At 75.1% G+C, this 16,279-nt stretch carries 12 protein-coding genes; 9 read left to right on the forward strand and 3 right to left on the reverse strand.

Features of this window, described 5'->3' with window-relative positions:
- The first annotated feature begins 81 nt into the window (after positions 1–81).
- Complete coding sequence (locus ADEH_RS15495) at positions 82–1,269, forward strand: pyridoxal-phosphate-dependent aminotransferase family protein (RefSeq protein WP_011422046.1); 1,188 nt, start codon at positions 82–84, stop codon at positions 1,267–1,269.
- 69 nt (positions 1,270–1,338) lie between these two features.
- Here the strand turns inward: ADEH_RS15495 and ADEH_RS15500 are convergent, their stop codons facing one another.
- Positions 1,339–1,746, reverse strand: a complete 408-nt coding sequence (locus ADEH_RS15500) for a response regulator (protein WP_011422047.1) — start codon at positions 1,744–1,746, stop codon at positions 1,339–1,341.
- Positions 1,747–2,112: 366 nt separating this feature from the next.
- Between ADEH_RS15500 and ADEH_RS15505 the strand changes: the two genes are divergently transcribed.
- Complete coding sequence (locus tag ADEH_RS15505) at positions 2,113–3,324, forward strand: hypothetical protein (RefSeq protein ID WP_232287299.1); 1,212 nt, start codon at positions 2,113–2,115, stop codon at positions 3,322–3,324.
- A 27-nt stretch (positions 3,325–3,351) separates the two neighbouring features.
- Here ADEH_RS15505 and ADEH_RS15510 read toward each other — a convergent pair whose 3' ends face one another.
- A complete protein-coding gene (locus ADEH_RS15510) occupies positions 3,352–4,785 on the reverse strand; it encodes a helix-turn-helix domain-containing protein (protein ID WP_011422049.1) in 1,434 nt (477 codons plus the stop codon).
- Between the two features lie 268 nt (positions 4,786–5,053).
- Between ADEH_RS15510 and aceB the strand changes: the two genes are divergently transcribed.
- The 4 genes from aceB to malQ all read left to right on the forward strand — a co-directional run bounded on the left by aceB (position 5,054) and on the right by malQ (position 12,078).
- Entirely contained in the window at positions 5,054–8,389 is a 3,336-nt protein-coding gene (aceB, locus tag ADEH_RS23745) for a malate synthase A (protein ID WP_011422050.1), read from the forward strand.
- 169 nt (positions 8,390–8,558) lie between these two features.
- Positions 8,559–9,782 carry a hypothetical protein gene (locus tag ADEH_RS15520; protein WP_011422051.1) on the forward strand — a complete coding sequence of 408 codons (1,224 nt, stop codon included), beginning with the start codon at positions 8,559–8,561 and terminating at the stop codon, positions 9,780–9,782.
- 8 nt (positions 9,783–9,790) lie between these two features.
- Positions 9,791–10,513, forward strand: a complete 723-nt coding sequence (locus tag ADEH_RS15525; RefSeq protein WP_011422052.1) for a hypothetical protein — start codon at positions 9,791–9,793, stop codon at positions 10,511–10,513.
- A gap of 8 nt (positions 10,514–10,521) precedes the next feature.
- Entirely contained in the window at positions 10,522–12,078 is a 1,557-nt protein-coding gene (malQ, locus tag ADEH_RS15530; protein WP_011422053.1) for a 4-alpha-glucanotransferase, read from the forward strand.
- Here malQ and treS read toward each other — a convergent pair.
- The gene (gene treS, locus ADEH_RS15535) at positions 12,045–13,706 is read right to left on the reverse strand and encodes a maltose alpha-D-glucosyltransferase (protein ID WP_198133784.1); all 1,662 of its coding nucleotides are present in this window, start codon (positions 13,704–13,706) and stop codon (positions 12,045–12,047) included. The two genes, malQ and treS, sit on opposite strands and share 34 nt — an antisense overlap.
- A 199-nt stretch (positions 13,707–13,905) precedes the next feature.
- Here treS and ADEH_RS15540 point away from each other — a divergent pair, with 199 nt between their 5' ends.
- From ADEH_RS15540 to ADEH_RS15550, 3 genes are all read left to right on the forward strand, one after another.
- Positions 13,906–14,481 (forward strand): hypothetical protein, encoded by a 576-nt coding sequence (locus tag ADEH_RS15540; protein WP_232287300.1) that lies wholly within the window; start codon positions 13,906–13,908, stop codon positions 14,479–14,481.
- Between the two features lie 120 nt (positions 14,482–14,601).
- Complete coding sequence (locus tag ADEH_RS15545; RefSeq protein WP_011422056.1) at positions 14,602–15,021, forward strand: CBS domain-containing protein; 420 nt, start codon at positions 14,602–14,604, stop codon at positions 15,019–15,021.
- 157 nt (positions 15,022–15,178) lie between these two features.
- Positions 15,179–16,276, forward strand: a complete 1,098-nt coding sequence (locus tag ADEH_RS15550; protein WP_011422057.1) for a Re/Si-specific NAD(P)(+) transhydrogenase subunit alpha — start codon at positions 15,179–15,181, stop codon at positions 16,274–16,276.
- Positions 16,277–16,279: the final 3 nt, after the last annotated feature.

Consider the following 16,279-nt stretch of genomic DNA (forward strand, 5'->3'; position numbering starts at 1 on the left):
CCGCACGGGCCGCCGGCGATCGCGTAAGCTCATCGACCTCCTCTCCCCAGGCCGGCCGCGCGCCGGCGCCACGAGGTCCCCATGAGCACCCCCGTCGTCTCCGAGCTGGCGCCTCCGCTGCGCCTGCTCCTCGGCCCCGGCCCCAGCATGGTCCACCCGCGCGTGCTCCGCGCCATGTCCACCCCGCTGCTCGGCCACCTCGACCCGAAGTTCCTGGAGATCATGAACGAGGTGCAGGCGCAGCTCCGCGCCGTGTTCCGCACCGAGAACCCGTTCACCATCGCGGTGTCGGGCACGGGCTCGGCAGGCATGGAGGCGGCGCTCGTCAACCTGCTCGAGCCGGGCGACACCGCCGTGGTGGTGGTGGCCGGCGTGTTCGGCGGCCGCATGGCCGACATCGTGGGCCGCTGCGGCGCACGGCTGGTGAAGATCGAGGTGCCCTGGGGCGAGGTCTGCGATCCGGCGCGCATCGAGGAGGCGCTGAAGAGGGAGGGCAAGGTGAAGGTGGTGGCCCTGGTCCACGCCGAGACCTCCACCGGCGCGCACCAGCCGCTCGAGGGCCTGGGCGCCCTGTGCCACGCGCACGGCGCGCTGCTGGTCGCGGACACCGTCACCTCGCTGGGCGGCGTGCCGGTCGAGGTGGACGCGTGGGGCGTGGACGCGTGCTACTCCGGCACGCAGAAGTGCCTGTCGTGCCCGCCGGGCCTGGCGCCGCTCACGCTGTCGCCGCGGGCGCTCGAGGCGGTGAAGGCGCGCAAGACCAAGGTGCAGAGCTGGTACCTCGACGCCGGGATGGTGGCGGACTACTGGGCCGAGGGGAAGCGCGTGTACCACCACACCGCCCCCATCTCGATGGTGTACGCGCTGCGCGAGTCGCTGCGCCTGGTGCTGGAGGAGGGGCTCGAGGCGCGCTTCGCGCGGCACCGCCGCCACTCCGCCGCGCTCATGGCCGGCGTCGCCGCGCTCGGGTTCGAGCCGCAGGCCCAGGAGGGCCACCGCCTGCCCTCGCTGAACTGCATCAAGGTGCCGGCGGGCGTGGACGAGGCGGCGGCGCGCAAGAGCCTGCTCGCCGACCACTCCATCGAGATCGGCGGCGGCCTCGGCCCGCTCGCGGGCAAGGTGTGGCGCATCGGGCTCATGGGCGAGTCGGCCCGGCAGGAGAACGTGCTCGCCGTGCTCGCCGCGATCGAGCAGGCGCTCGCGAAGCAGGGCAAGCTCGCCCGCACCGGCGCGTCGCTCGCCGCCGCGCTCGAGTCGTACGCGAGGTAGGCGTCAGCGCGGCAGCGCCGCGCCCGCGACGGGCTCGGGGCCCGTGGGGCGGGGCGCAGCCCCGTCGGATCACCCGTGAACGAGGGTGGGCCCCGGCACGCGCGCCAGCCAGCGGCCCACGAGCTCGAGGAGCGGCCCCTCCGCGAACGGCTTGCGGATCGCGACGTCCGCGCCGGCCTCGAGCAGCGCGCGGTCCGCGCCGGCCACGCCGGAGAGCCCGATGATGGGCATGGTCCGCAGCCGCGGGTCGGGCGAGGCGCGGAACACGCGGATGAGGTCGCTGCCCCTCATCCCGGGCATCACCTCGTCCACCACGCACAGGTCCGGCGGGTCGAAGCGCGCCACGTCGAGGGCGCTCTCGGCCGAGTCGGCCGCGAGCGCGACGTAGCCGCCCGACTCGAGCGCCTGCGCCAGGAGCGTGCGCAGGATCTCGTTGTCGTCGACCACCAGGATCCGGTGTGGAGCCGGTGCGTCCATGTAGGCAACCTAGCCCCCTCGCTCGCGCCGCAGCTATCCCGTGGCCCGGCGACGGGGCATCGCGGGGCCGGCGCCGGGCCCCCTCGTCCGATGCCGCCCCGCCGGTACCGCTGGCCCGCCCCCGGCCGCCTCCCTAGGTTCCGCGAGGACAGGGGTCGAGGAGGCGAGCGCGCGATGCGTGGAGCAGGGGTGATCGCAGGCTGGGGCGGGGGCGCAGCAGGGCTTCGCAGGCTGCTGGACGGACTGGGCGACGCGGTCCGGTCGCTCCGCCCCGCGAGACCCGGGCCCGGCCGCCCGGGATCCTCCGCGCGGGCGCCGCGCCTGCCCCGATCGCGGCTGGGGACGGCCCTCGAGGCGCGCCTGGCGGTGCGCGCGGGCGTGCGGCTCGAGGACTTCCTCCGCTATCGGCTGGCGCGCTACGCGGCCCGCCTGCCGGTCCCGCTGGAGGCGCTCCCGGTGGTCGTGGACGTGGACGGCGGCGAGCCGGTGGTGCGCGCGCGCCCGCAGCCGTCGTCGGCGCTGGGCGCGATGCCGGCGGGGCGCGGGGGCGAGCCGCGCTGGGTGCGCACGCTGGTGCAGCGCGAGGGCGCCGGGGCCCTGCGCGAGATCCGCGATCACGAGGCCGCGCTCGACGCCCTGGCGGAGCGCGCCGCGGCGGCGCGCGAGCGGATCGAGACCGCCTCGCGCACGCTCGCGGAGGACCTGGCCCGCGGCGCGATCACGGCGCCGGTGGAGATCGAGGCCACCGCCGAGCAGCTCGGGCGCCCCCCGGTGCCCCCGCCGTTCCCGGTGATGGCGCTGCGCGGCGCGGCGCTCGCGCTCCTGCTCGCCGAGACCTGGCGGCTGGCGCGCCCGGTCCTGGGCGCGGCGGGACTCTCCGTGGACGATCTCCCCGGGGCGCTGCAGCGCGCGCCGCTCGCCGCCGGGCTCTCGCTCGCGTTCGCGGCCGGCGCGGCGGGCGCGGTGCTGGCGCTGCTGGGCGTCGCGGTGCGCCGCGCGCTCGAGGTCGCGGACGGCGCCGCGGCCGCGCGGCGGGGGATCCTGCTGGGCATCGGCGCCGCGGGCTCGGCCGCGCTCGCCGCGGCGGTCGCGGCGTCGGGCGCCGCGCCCGGACGCTGGACGGAGGCGGTGCTGCTGCTCGCGGTGCCGCTCGCGGCGGTGGCGTGCCTGCGCGAGGCTTCCCAGCGCGCGGCGACCCGCGACGCGGCCGAGGCGGCGGCGCTGGAGTGGGACCGCGAGCGGACGCGCGACATGGTGGAGCGCGGCCGGCGCGCGGGGGTGGTCGCCGAGGCCGAGGCGGCGCTGGCGCGGGTGGAGGCGGAGCGCGAGGAGGTGCGGCGGCGGCTGCGGGCGCTGGAGCGGCGGGCGGTGGAGGCCGACGAGGCGGACGAGCGCGCGGCCCGGGCCGAGACGCAGCGCCTGGAGCGGCTCTCCGAGGCGCTCGCCGGGGCGCTCGAGCTGGACCGCTACGCGTACCTGCGCCGCGCCGCGGCGGGGACGCGCGGCGCCGCGGAGCGCCCCGCCGCCCGGCCCATCCTGCTGGAGCGCGCGGCGGAGCGGCTGGAGGTGGCGGGCTAGCGGCGGAGCCCGGGCCGGGGCCGCCGGTCAGCGGTCCTCGACCGGCGCGTAGAACGAGACGCCCCGGACGTCCGCGTTCACCTTGAGCGGATGCTGCAGCGGCGGGAACGCCCGCTGCTCGCAGTCCATCCGCTCGCACAGCCGGCAGGTCAGGCCCACCGGCACCACCGCCTCGCGCGCCCCGAGGTTCACGCCGTCGGCGTAGACCAGCTCGCGGGCGCGCGTGGCCTCGCACCCCATCGCGATGGCGAGCACCGAGCGCGGCGCGTGGAACCCGCCGCCCTCGCGGTTCACGGTGCGCGCGATCCAGAAGTAGGTCGCGCCGTCGGGCATCTGCGAGAGCTGCGTGCGGACCAGGCCCGGCGTGGTGAACGCCTCGAACAGGTTCCAGCGCGGGCAGGCGCCGGAGAAGCGGGCGAAGCGGAGCCCGGAGGCGGAGAACCGCTTCGAGATGTTGCCGGCGATGTCCACGCGGACGAGGTGGAAGGGGACGCCCTCCGCGCCGGGCCGCCGCAGCGTGGTGAGCCGGTGGCACACCTGCTCGAAGCTGGTGCGGAACCGGTGGCCGAGCAGGTCGAGGTCGTAGCGCTCGGCGCGCGCCTGCTCGAGGAACGGCCCGTAGGGCATGAGCACCGCCGCGGCGAAGTAGTTCGCGAGCGCGACGCGGGCGAGCGCGCGCGACGAGTCGCTGGTGAGGTGCGGGTCGGCCACGAAGCGATCGAGCACGTCCGCCTGCGTGAGCAGGCCGATCTGGTAGGCGAGCTGGAAGTTGCGGCTCCCGCGGCGGAGCAGCTCGGAGAGGTGGAGGACCTTCGCCTCGGGGTCGTAGCGGCGCATGGCGCCGCGCGCCTCGGCGGTGTGGACGATCCGCACGGTCACGCCGAGCTGGCCGAGGAAGCGCACCAGGCTCGTGTACAGGTAGTCCGGGTCGAGGCGCGCCTCGCGCCAGAGCGCCTCGCTCCCCGCCTCCAGCTCCGGGAAGTGGTTCATGTGGCGCTGGACGAGGTCCGAGACCTCCTCGGTGGGCAGGTGCGAGGAGTCCACGCCGTCGAGGTCGCCGTCGGACAGCGTCGCGGCGAGCGTGTCGGACGCCTCGCGGGCGGCACGGTACGCCTGGTAGAGCGACAGGACCGCGCGGGCGGCCGTGGGCGAGGACGAGGCGAGGTCCCGCACCTCCGCGTTGGTGACGTCGTGCGGCTCGAACAGCGGATCCCCGAACACCTCCATCAGGTCGGCCACCACGCGCGCGTGGTGCTCGGTCGAGAGCGACTTGAGGTCGAGCTCGAACAGGTCCGCGAGCTTGATGAGCAGCTGCGCGGGGAGCGGCCGCCGGTGGTGCTCGATGAGGTTCAGGTAGCTCGCCGAGATGCCCAGCCGATCGGCGAGCTGGGCCTGGGTGAGGTTGCGCTGGCGCCGGAGCGCCCGGACCTTCGCGCCGAGGTGCTGGCCGGGCTCGCGCATGTCCGCCTCCTCGCCACCGCGCGCGCCGCACGGGGCGCCGTTCCCGCGCCGGGTCGGGCGCGGAGGGGCGCGGCCTGGGCCGGCTGGCTGCCGGGCGGCCGGGCGTGGCCTCGCGAACATCATGGCGCAGCACGCCATTTTCAAGCTTTACGGCTTGACCGCTACCCATTGACAACGCGCCGACAGCTTAACTGTTCGGAATCACAGCAGCTATTGTGTTTGATCCAAATCACGATAACGATTCCGGGGCACAGGAGGAACACACACGATGCCCGAGACGACCGACGCGCAGCGCCCGCCGCTCCCCCCCGGGATGGACCTTCGGGGCCCCCTCCCCGCCGGACACGAGTCCGTGCTCACCGCCGACGCCCTGGCCTTCGTGGCCGACCTGGTGCGCCGCTTCCGCCCGCGGGTGGAGCAGCTCCTGGAGCGCCGGCGCGAGCTGCAGCGCCGCTGGGACGCCGGCGAGCGCCCGGCGTTCCTCTCCACCACCGAGGAGCTCCGCGAGTCGGAGTGGACGGTGGCGCCCATCCCCGCCGACCTGCGGGACCGCCGCGTCGAGATCACCGGGCCGACCGACCGCAAGATGGTCATCAACGCGCTCAACTCCGGCGCGAGCGTGTTCATGGCGGACTTCGAGGACTCGAGCTCGCCCACCTGGCAGAACGTGGTCGAGGGGCAGGTGAACCTGAAGGACGCCGTGGCCGGCGCCATCGCGTACGCGTCGCCGGACGGGAAGCAGTACCGCCTGAAGGACCGCACCGCCGTGCTCATGGTCCGCCCGCGCGGCTGGCACCTGCTCGAGCGGCACGCGCTGGTGGACGGCCGGCCCGCCACCGCCGCGCTGTGGGACTTCGGCGTCTACTTCTGGAACAACGCGCGCGCGCTCGTCGCGAAGGGCACCGGCCCGTACTTCTACCTGCCGAAGCTGGAGGGCCACCTCGAGGCGCGGCTGTGGAACGACGTGTTCGTCCACGCGCAGGCGGCGCTCGGGATCCCGCGAGGCACCATCCGCGCGACCTGCCTGATCGAGACGCTGCCGGCCGCGTTCGAGATGGACGAGATCCTCTGGGAGCTGCGCGAGCACTCCGCCGGCCTGAACTGCGGGCGCTGGGATTACATCTTCTCCTTCGTGAAGCGGCTGCGCGCCGACCCGCGCGCGGTGCTGCCGGACCGCGCGCAGGTGACGATGGACGAGGGCTTCCTGCGCGCCTACGTGCAGCTGCTCATCCAGACCTGCCACCGCCGCGGCGTGCACGCCATGGGCGGCATGGCCGCGCAGATCCCGGTCAAGGACGACGCCGCCGCCAACGAGGCCGCGCTCGCCAAGGTCCGCGCCGACAAGCTCCGCGAGGTGACCGACGGGCACGACGGCACCTGGGTGGCGCACCCGGGCCTGGTCCCGGTGGCCCGCGCGGTGTTCGACGAGCACATGGAGGGGCCGAACCAGATCGGCCGGAGGCGCGAGGACGTGCGCGTCGGCGCCCGCGACCTGCTCCGCCCGGTGGAGGGGACGCGCACCGAGGCCGGCCTGCGCCACAACGTCCGCGTCTCGGTCCAGTACATCGAGGCCTGGCTTCGCGGCTCCGGCTGCGTCCCGCTGTACGGCCTGATGGAGGACGCCGCCACCGCCGAGATCTCGCGCGCCCTCGCCTGGCAGTGGATCCACCACGGCGTGGCGCTCGACGACGGGCAGCCGCTCACGGCGGAGCGCTTCCGCGGGGTGCTCGCCGAGGAGATGGACCGGATCCGCCTCGAGGTGGGCGAGGCGCGCTTCGCGGGCGGGCGCTTCGAGGACGCGCGGGCGCTGTTCGAGCGCATGAGCACCCAGGCCGAGTTCACCGAGTTCATCACGCTGCCCGCCTACGAGCTGCTCGAGGCGCCGGCCGAGGAGCGGGCGCGCATCCTGGCCGGCGGCGATGCCGCCGGCGCCGCCTCTCCCGTCCCGCACCACCCCGACCCGCGCCGCTGGGAGGGCGTGGTCCGCCGCTTCGGGCGCGACGAGGTGGAGCGGCTGCGCGGCAGCGTGCGCGTCGAGCACACGATCGCGCGGATGGGCGCGCTCCGCCTGTGGGAGCTGCTCCACGCCGAGCCGTACGTGAACGCGCTCGGCGCGCTCACCGGCAACCAGGCCGTGCAGATGGTGAAGGCGGGCCTGAAGGCCATCTACCTGTCTGGCTGGCAGGTCGCGGCCGACGCCAACCAGGCCGGGCAGACCTACCCGGACCAGAGCCTGTACCCGGCGAACTCGGTGCCCGAGGTGGTCCGGCGGATCAACGCCGCCCTGCAGCGCGCCGACCAGATCGAGCACTCCGAGGGCCGGGACGGCACGCACTGGTTCGCGCCCATCGTGGCCGACGCCGAGGCCGGCTTCGGCGGGCCGCTCAACGCCTTCGAGCTGATGAAGGGGATGATCGAGGCCGGCGCCGCCGGCGTGCACTTCGAGGACCAGGTGGCCTCGGAGAAGAAGTGCGGCCACCTGGGCGGCAAGGTGCTGGTCCCGACCTCCACCTTCATCCGCACGCTCACCGCCGCGCGCCTCGCCGCCGACGTCATGGACGTGCCGACGATCATCGTCGCGCGCACCGACGCCGAGGGCGCGAAGCTGATCATGAGCGACATCGACCCGTACGATCACCCGTACCTCGAGGAGGGCGAGCGCACGCCGGAGGGCTTCTACCGGCTGCGGCCCGGCATCGACACGGCCATCGCGCGCGGCCTCGCCTACGCGCCGTACGCGGACCTGGTCTGGTGCGAGACGCAGACCCCCGACCTGCACGAGGCGAAGCGCTTCGCGGAGGGCATCCACGCGCGGTTCCCGGGCAAGCTGCTCGCCTACAACTGCTCGCCGTCCTTCAACTGGAAGAAGAAGCTCGACGACGCGACCATCGCCCGGTTCCAGCGCGAGCTCGGCGCCATGGGCTACAGGTTCCAGTTCGTGACCCTGGCCGGCTTCCACGCGCTCAACCACTCCATGTTCCAGCTCGCGCGCGGGTACCGCGAGCGCGGCATGGCGGCCTACACCGAGCTGCAGCAGGCCGAGTTCGCGGCGGAGCCGCAGGGCTACACCGCCACGCGCCACCAGCGCGAGGTCGGCACCGGCTACTTCGACCTGGTCGCGCAGGCGGTGTCCGGCGGCACCTCCTCCACGCTGGCGCTGGAGGGCTCCACCGAGGCGGCGCAGTTCCACGCGGCGGAGGCGGCGCCCGCGCACGACGCCGACCAGGTGGCCCGCGCCATCGAGGCGGACCACGAGCGGCTCCACGCCCTCGTCGCCCGCGTGCGCGGCGCCGCGGACGGGCCCGCGCTGTCCGGTGCGCTGGAGGAGCTGGCCCGGGCGCTGCGCGAGCACTTCGCGCACGAGGAGCACGCGAAGGGGCTGTACGGGATCGTGGGCGCGCGCAGCCCGGCGCGCCGCAGCGAGCTGAAGCGGATGATCGAGGAGCACCAGCAGATCCTCCGCCTGGTGACCGGCCTGGTGGAGCGCGCCCGCGGCCCGTCGGCGCCCGCGCCGGCCGATCTCGGCCGGCTGGCGAGCGAGGTCGCCGCGCAGATCGCCGACCACGAGCGCAAGGAGCTCCTGCTCGTCCCGGCGCTCGCGTAGCGCCCGGGGTCCCTCCGCCCGCTCCCTCCCGGCCCACGCGGGAGGGAGCGGCGCGCCGCCTCGAGGTCCGCTGCGCTCCGCACGGCCGGCCGCTCCCCTGCGGCCCCGCGCTGGTCGGTGCGCCAACGAGGCCCCGCCGTTCCGGCCGGAATCGGTTACGTTGTCGGGCGTGCTCGATCCCACCAGAGCGGGCGAGGCGCTCGCACCGGAGCTCGTGGTCGGCGTCCCCGCGGAGCCGGATCGGCTGGCGGCGAGCGAATCGGCGCAGGCGCTCCAGGCCGCGCTGCGCGCCGCCTACCCGTCCCGGCCGGCCGTCGCCGTGGTGCTCACGGGCGACCCCCGCGGCGCGGCGCCGCCCGGCGAGCTGCTGGTGCCCGCCTCCCCGGACGGCGAGCCCCCGGCGGTCTACACCGGCAGTCACGACGGCCTGGAGGCGGCCCTGCCCACGTTGCTCGAGGTGGAGCTGTCGCTCGGCGCGCCCGCCTGCGCCCTGCTGGAGCCCATGCCTCGCCCGGCGGATCCGGCCTGGATCCGCCAGCTGCTCGACCCCGTCCTCGACGGCACCTTCGACCTCGTCGCGCCGGCGTACGCCCGCGGCCGCTTCGACGGCGTGCTGGTCACCGGCGTGGTGTACCCGCTCACCCGCGCCCTGTTCGGCCAGCGCCTGCGGCAGCCGCTCGGGCGCGAGGTGGTGGTCTCGCGCGCGCTCGCCGAGCGCCTCCTCGCCGACGGCGCCTGGCGCAGCGACCCGTCCAGCGCCGCCGCGGATCTCTGGGTCATCGCGAAGGCCGCCGCGCACGAGACGCGCATCGCGCAGGTGTACCTGGGGCCGCGCACGCGCCCGCCGCCGCAGCCCGCCGACGTCTCGCAGGCGGTCGCGCGCGTCCTCGGGACGGTGTTCCAGGACATGGCGCTGCACGCGCCCCGCTGGCAGCGCGTGCGCGGCTCGCGCCCGGTCCCGACGTTCGGCGAGGAGCACCTCCCCGGCGAGCCGAACCCGCCGCCCGCGCCCGGCCCGCTCGTGTCGGCCTTCGGGCTGGGCTGGCAGGACCTCCGCGCGCTCTGGGGCGCGGTGCTGCCGCCCCAGACGATGCTGGCCCTCCAGCGCATCCCCCGCGATCCGCCCGAGTCGTTCCGCATGCCCGACGCGGTCTGGGCCCGGGTGGTCTACGACTTCGCGGTGGGCTGGCGCGTGAAGATCATGGATCGGGAGCAGCTGCTGCGGTCGATGACGCCCCTGTACCTGGGCTGGGTCGCGAGCTTCGTGAACGAGGTGGGCGGGCTGGGGCGGCCGGAGACGGAGGCGCGGGTGGAACGGCTGTGCGAGGCGTTCGAGGCGGAGAAGCCCTACCTCATCTCGAGGTGGCGCTGGCCGGACCGCTTCACGCCCTAGGAGGCGCCATGTGGGAGCGCGTATCGCAGGTGCTGGCGGAGGCGTTCGGGCGGCTGGGGGCTGCGCTCGCCGCGGACCTGCCGGCGCTCGTGGCCATGGTGGTGGTGCTGGCAGGCGGCGTGGCGCTCGCGTTCGCGGTCCGGGCCGGGCTGCGCCGGCTCCTCGCCCGGGTGGGGCTCGACCGCCGGGCGCGGGAGTGGGGGCTCACCACCGGGCGCGGGCTCGAGCCGCAGCACGAGCCCTCCTGGCTGGTGGCGCGGGGCACGTTCTGGTTCCTGCTGCTGCTCTCGGTGGCGCTCGCCCTCGACGTCCTGGGCGCCGCCACCACCACCGCGGTCGGTCACTCGCTGCTCGCGTTCCTGCCGCGCCTGGTGGTCGGCGCGGTGGTGCTCCTCGTCGGCGTGGGCGCGGCGCGCTTCCTCGAGCGGAGCGTGCTCATCGGCGCGGTCAACCTCGGGATCCGGCAGGCGCGCCCGCTGTCGCTCGCGGTGAAGTGGTTCGTGCTCGTGCTCGCGGCGGCCATGGCGCTCGAGCACGTCGGCGTCGGCGGCGGCCTGCCCACGCTGGCCTTCGGCATCGTCCTCGGCGGCCTGGTGCTCACCGCGTCGCTGGCGCTCGGCCTGGGCGCGCGCGACGCCGTCTCCCGCGCCCTGGACCGGCAGCTCCCGGCCGAGGGGCCGCGCGCCGACGAGGACTCGCGCGAGACCCAGCGGCGCATCCAGCACCTCTAGGGCCCCCGATGCGCGATCGCCGCTCCGGCCTCCTGCTCCACCCGACCTCGCTGCCCGGCCCCCACGGCGCGGGCGACCTCGGCGCCGCGGCCCACCGCTTCGCCGGGTGGCTCGCCGACGCCGGCCAGCGCCTCTGGCAGGTGCTGCCGCTGGGCCCGACCGGCTTCGGCGACTCCCCCTACCAGGCGCTCTCCTCGCACGCCGGGAACCCGCTGCTGGTGTCGCTGGAGGTCCTCCGCAACGAGGGCTGGCTGGACGACGCCGACCTCTCGGGCGCGCCGGCCGGCGAGCCGGGCCGGGCCGACCTGCACGCCGCGCTGGAGTGGAAGCGCGAGCGGCTGGCGCGCGCGGCGCGGGCGTTCCGGGCGGGGGCGGACGGGGAGCGCGCCGCGGAGCTGGAGGACTTCCGCGCCCGCGAGGCGGGCTGGCTGGAGGACTGGGCGCTGTTCGCGGCCCTGAAGGCGGCGCACGGGGGGCGGCCCTGGACGGCGTGGCCGGCGCCGCTCGCCCGGCGCGAGCGGGCCGCGCTGGAGTCGGCGCGGGCGCGCTTCGCGCACGAGGTGTTCGCCGAGGTGTTCGCGCAGTTCGCGTTCCACCGGCAGTGGGCGGCGCTGCGCGCGCGCTGCCGCGCGCTCGGGATCGAGCTGATGGGCGACCTGCCCATCTACGTGGCCCACGACTCGGCCGAGGTGTGGGCCCGGCCGGAGCTGTTCCGGCTCGACGCGGCCGGCGAGCCCGCCGCGGTGGCCGGCGTCCCGCCCGACTACTTCAGCGCCACCGGCCAGCGCTGGGGGAACCCGCTCTACGACTGGGAGGCGGTGGCGCGCGAGGGCTGGCGCTTCTGGATCGAGCGCGTGCGCGGCACGCTCGCGCTGGTGGACCGGATCCGGCTCGACCACTTCCGCGGCTTCGAGGCGTACTGGGAGATCCCCGCCGGCGCGCCCACCGCCGAGCGCGGCCGCTGGGTGCCCGGCCCCGGCGCGCGCCTGTTCGAGGCGCTCCTCCGCGCGCTCGGTCCGCTGCCGTTCGTGGCCGAGAACCTGGGCGTCATCACGCCGGAGGTGGAGGCGCTCCGGCGGCGCTTCGGCCTCCCGGGGATGGCCATCCTGCAGTTCGCGTTCGGGGACGACCCGCAGGCGCCGACCTTCCAGCCGCACAACTACGCGCCGGACCTCGTCGCCTACACCGGGACGCACGACAACGACACGGTGGCGGGCTGGTGGGGGGGCGGCGCGGGCGACAGCGTGCGGACGGCCGAGGCGGTGGCGCGGGAGAAGGCGTTCGCGCTCGAGTACCTGGGGGTGGACGGCCGCGACGTGCCGGGCGCGATGATCCGCGCGGTGCTCGCCTCGGTGGCGGACACGGCCGTGTTCCCGCTCCAGGACGCGCTGGGGCTCGGCTCGGAGGCGCGCATGAACACGCCCGCCACCCTGGGCGGCAACTGGCGCTGGCGCGTGCGCGAGGAGGCGCTCGACGCGGCGCTGGCGGCGCGGCTGCGGCGGCTCGCTGCGGTGTACGGGCGCGCCCCCGCTCAGGCGGGCTTGCGCAGCTCGAACCAGAAGTAGCCGTAGGGCGCGAGCGTGAGCGCGTAGGGCTGCCGCCCGATGCGCGGGAACTCGGTGTAGCCGACCATCTCCACCGGCACGTAGCCCTCGAGGTGGGAGAGGTCGAGCTGCGCCGGCTGCGCGAAGCGCGACACGTTCGCCACGCACAGGATCACGTCCTCGTCGTGGCGGCGCACGTAGGCGAGGACCTTGCGGTTCTGCACCGGCAGGAACTCCATGGTGCCCCGCCCGAACGCCCGGAACAGCTTGCGCAGCGCGATGGTGTTGCGCATCCAGTGCAGCAGCGAGGAGGGGTCGCGGAGCTGGGCCTCGACGTTCACCGCCTGGTAGCCGTACACCGCGTCGGAGATGGGCGCGGAGTAGAGCCGGCCGGGGTCGGCGCGGGAGAAGCCGGCGTTGCGGTCCGGGCTCCACTGCATGGGCGTGCGCACGCCGTTGCGGTCGTGCAGGTAGATGTTGTCGCCCATGCCGAGCTCGTCGCCGTAGTAGACGATGGGCGTCCCGGGGAAGGAGAACAGGAGCGAGTTGAGCAGCTCCATGCGCCGGCGGCTGTTGTCCACCAGCGGCGCGAGGCGGCGCCGGATCCCGACGTTCAGCTTCATGCGCGGATCCTGGCTGTACGCGAGGTACATGTAGTCGCGCTCGTCGGCGGTCACCATCTCCAGCGTCAGCTCGTCGTGGTTGCGCAGGAACAGCGCCCACTGGCAGGTGTCCGGGATGGCCGGGGTGCGCCGCATGATCTCGACGATCGGCTCCACGTCCTCGAGCCGCAGCGCCATGAAGATGCGCGGCATGAGCGGGAAGTGGAACGCCATGTGGCACTCGTCGCCCTCGCCGAAGTAGGGGCGCACGTCGGCCGGCCACTGGTTCGCCTCGGCGAGCAGCATGCGCCCGGGGAAGTGCTGGTCCACGTAGGCCCGGATCTTCCGGATGACCTCGTGCGTGCCGGGCAGGTTCTCGCAGCTCGTCCCGTCCTGCTCGATCAGGTACGGCACCGCGTCGAGCCGGAAGCCGTCCACGCCCATCTCCGCCCAGAAGCGCAGCGCGTCCAGCACCTCGCCCAGCACCACCGCGTTCTCGAAGTTGAGGTCCGGCTGGTGCGAGAAGAAGCGGTGCCAGTAGTACTGCTTGGCCTCGGGGTCCCAGGTCCAGTTCGACTTCTCGGTGTCGGTGAAGATGATGCGGGCGTCGCGGTAGCGCTCGTCGGTGTCGCTCCACACGTAGTAGGCGCGCTCCGGGGAGCCGGCCGGCGCGCGGCGCGCCCGCTGGAACCAGGGGTGCTGGTCGGAGGTGTGGTTCACCACCAGCTCCACCACCACCCGGATGCCGCGGGCGTGGGCCGCCGCGACCAGCTGGCGGAAGTCGTCCACCGTGCCGTAGTCGGGGTGGATGCCCTTGTAGTCGGCGATGTCGTAGCCGTCGTCGCGCAGCGGCGACGGGAAGAACGGCAGCAGCCACAGGCAGGTGATGCCGAGGTCCTGGAGGTAGTCGAGCTTCTCCACGAGCCCGCGCAGGTCGCCCACGCCGTCGCCGTTGGAGTCGTAGAACGACTTCACGTGCGTCTCGTAGATGACCGCGTCCTTGAACCAGAGCGGATCGACCGCCCGCCTGCGCTGCGAGATCGCCATGTGCCTCCCCGGGCCGCGCGGGCCCGCGAGTCCGTGACACGAGTCCGTAAGGTACATCCGGACCGCCCTCCCCGCGCGGAGCATGCGCGCGCGGCGCCCCTCCGGGCCGGCCCGGCGCCTGCGCGCCGCCGCGCGCCGGCGGCGGGCCGTGCGACGGCGGGTCCTGCGCTGCGAGGGGCGTTCCACGCCGCCCGGCCGCATGCGCAGCGTACGGCCGGTGGCGGGCGCGGCGGTCGGGCGGGCGGGGAGGCTCCGGGGGGCGGGCGCGGCGGTGGCCGCGGCCGCGGCGCTCCTGTCGCTCGCCGCCTGCGATCCCTGGCACTGCTCGTTCGAGAGCCACGGCGCCTGCGTCGAGTTCGAGTCGCCGCCCGCCGACCTGGAGGCGGCCAGGGCCAGGATGGACCGCCTGCTCGAGCTCGAGCTGCCGTTCTGGGATCTTCACTCGCTGTCCGGCTGGCGGATCCAGTACCGCGACACCACCGAGTACGTCTGCTACCTCGCCACCCGCAACGAGGGCTGCACCGACTACATCCAGCACACGCTGTCGCTGCACGTGCCCGAGGACTCGGGCGGCTGCTTCGAGGCGGCCGAGCTGCTGCACGAGCTCGGGCACTACAAGCTGGGCGACCCGACCCACTCGAACCCCCGGTGGAAGGACGTCGAGGCGGCGTTCGCCGGGATCGTCTGGGACCGGCCCGACGCGCCCGCGGAGTGCCGCGCGCGCTACAAGGCCATCTACGAGGGCATGTGGGTGGTGGGGACCGACGCGCTGTGAGGTCGCCACGGCCCGGGCTGACGCGGTGCGCCGCGGCCACCGGCCCCCACCAGGCGCGCTCCGACGCGGGATGCGCGGCGCCCGCGGCCGGTTAGGGCATCCTTTCACAAGGAGGCGCCGATGGCGTCGATCCACAAGCACGTGACCCGCGAGATGGTGTCCCTCGAGGCGACCGCGCCGATCCGCGAGGCGGCGCGCCTCATGTCGGAGCGCAAGATCGGCTCGGTCGCGGTCCGCGACGGCGGCCGGATCGTCGGCCTGGTGACCGAGCGCGACCTCGTCGCGACGGTGCTCGCGCGCGGCGCCGACGCGAACCACCCCATGCGCGAGGCGATGCGCCAGGGGCTCCCCCGCGTCTCCACCAGCGCCAGCGAGGTGGAGGTGGCCGGGCTGATGCGCGACCACACCACCCGCCACCTGCTCGTCGAGGAGGGCGGCCAGGTGGTGGGCGTGGTGTCCATGCGCGACATCATCCAGCTCATGCTCGACGAGAAGCAGTTCCTCATCGAGCAGCTGCAGACGTACATCGACGGCCGCTGACCCACCGGCGCCGCGGTGCGCGACCGCGCGCAGCCGTTCACGGACCGTCAATATGCCGGCGGCGGGCCCCGGCTCGCCTTGCGGGTATTCCCCGCGTGGGGCCTTCTATTGCCCACGTCCGGGGGATACCCCCGTTGGACCGAGGTCAACGACGACGATGCGCATCGCGGTGCTACGTGAGGCGGCGCCCGGAGAACGCCGGGTCGCCCTGGTCCCCGAGAACGTCACACGATTGGTGAAGCAGGGCCACGAGGTCCGCGTGGAGCGCGGCGCGGGCGAGGCCGCCGGCTTCCCCGACGAGGCCTATGCCGCGGCCGGCGCGCAGGTGGGCGACGCGGGCGCCACGCTCGACGGCGCGCGCGTGGTCGCGGCGGTGCAGCGGCCCTCCGAGGCGCAGGTGGAGCGGCTCCCGCCCGGCGCGCTGCTCGTCGGCCTGCTCGCGCCGCACGCCGCCGGGCCGCTCCTCGAGCGGCTCGCGGCCCGTGGCGTGGACGCGATGGCGATGGAGAAGGTCCCGCGCACCACGCGGGCCCAGTCGATGGACGCGCTCTCGTCGCAGGCCACGCTGGCCGGCTACAAGGCCGTGCTGGTCGGCGCGGGCGCCCTCCCCCGGATCCTGCCCATGATGACCACCGCGGCCGGCACGCTCGCGCCCGCGAAGGCGTTCGTGGTCGGCGCCGGCGTGGCCGGGCTGCAGGCGATCGCCACCGCGCGGCGCCTCGGCGCGGTGGTGTCCGCGTTCGACGTGCGGCCGGTCGTGAAGGAGCAGGTGCAGTCGCTCGGCGCCGCGTTCGTGGAGGTGCCCGCGGTCGCCGCGGAGGGCACCGGCGGCTACGCCAAGGAGCTGGGCCAGTCCGAGCAGGAGCGCGTCCTCGCCGCCGTCGCCGGCCACGTGAAGGACATGGACCTCGTGATCACCACCGCGCAGATCCCGGGCCGGCCGGCGCCGCGGCTGATCACCGCCGCCATGGTCCGCTCCATGCGGCCCGGGTCGGTGGTGGTGGACCTGGCCGCGGAGACCGGGGGCAACTGCGAGCTGACGCGCGCCGGCGAGACGGTGGTGGACGCCGGCGTCTCCGTGATCGGCGCGGTCGCCCTCCCGTCCACCGTGCCGTTCCACGCCAGCCAGATGTACGGCCGCAACGTGGTCACGCTGCTCGCCCACCTGTTCAAGGACGGCAAGGCGGACCTCGACGCGCAGGAGGAGATCGCCGCCGCCATGCTGGTGGTGCACGGCGGGAAGGTGCGGGCCTGACCC

This window comes from Anaeromyxobacter dehalogenans 2CP-C (assembly GCF_000013385.1).
GTDB classification, from domain to species: domain Bacteria; phylum Myxococcota; class Myxococcia; order Myxococcales; family Anaeromyxobacteraceae; genus Anaeromyxobacter; species Anaeromyxobacter dehalogenans_B.

Bases quoted from the DNA above. Each gene is read 5' to 3' on its own strand.
- ADEH_RS15495 (WP_011422046.1), top strand. From the start codon at position 82: ATGAGCACCCCCGTCGTCTCCGAGCTGGCGCCTCCGCTGCGCCTGCTC.
- ADEH_RS15500 (WP_011422047.1), bottom strand. From the start codon at position 1,746: ATGGACGCACCGGCTCCACACCGGATCCTGGTGGTCGACGACAACGAG.
- ADEH_RS15510 (WP_011422049.1), bottom strand. From the start codon at position 4,785: ATGCGCGAGCCCGGCCAGCACCTCGGCGCGAAGGTCCGGGCGCTCCGG.
- aceB (WP_011422050.1), top strand. From the start codon at position 5,054: ATGCCCGAGACGACCGACGCGCAGCGCCCGCCGCTCCCCCCCGGGATG.
- ADEH_RS15525 (WP_011422052.1), top strand. From the start codon at position 9,791: ATGTGGGAGCGCGTATCGCAGGTGCTGGCGGAGGCGTTCGGGCGGCTG.
- malQ (WP_011422053.1), top strand. From the start codon at position 10,522: ATGCGCGATCGCCGCTCCGGCCTCCTGCTCCACCCGACCTCGCTGCCC.
- treS (WP_198133784.1), bottom strand. From the start codon at position 13,706: ATGGCGATCTCGCAGCGCAGGCGGGCGGTCGATCCGCTCTGGTTCAAG.
- ADEH_RS15540 (WP_232287300.1), top strand. From the start codon at position 13,906: ATGCGCAGCGTACGGCCGGTGGCGGGCGCGGCGGTCGGGCGGGCGGGG.
- ADEH_RS15545 (WP_011422056.1), top strand. From the start codon at position 14,602: ATGGCGTCGATCCACAAGCACGTGACCCGCGAGATGGTGTCCCTCGAG.
- ADEH_RS15550 (WP_011422057.1), top strand. From the start codon at position 15,179: ATGCGCATCGCGGTGCTACGTGAGGCGGCGCCCGGAGAACGCCGGGTC.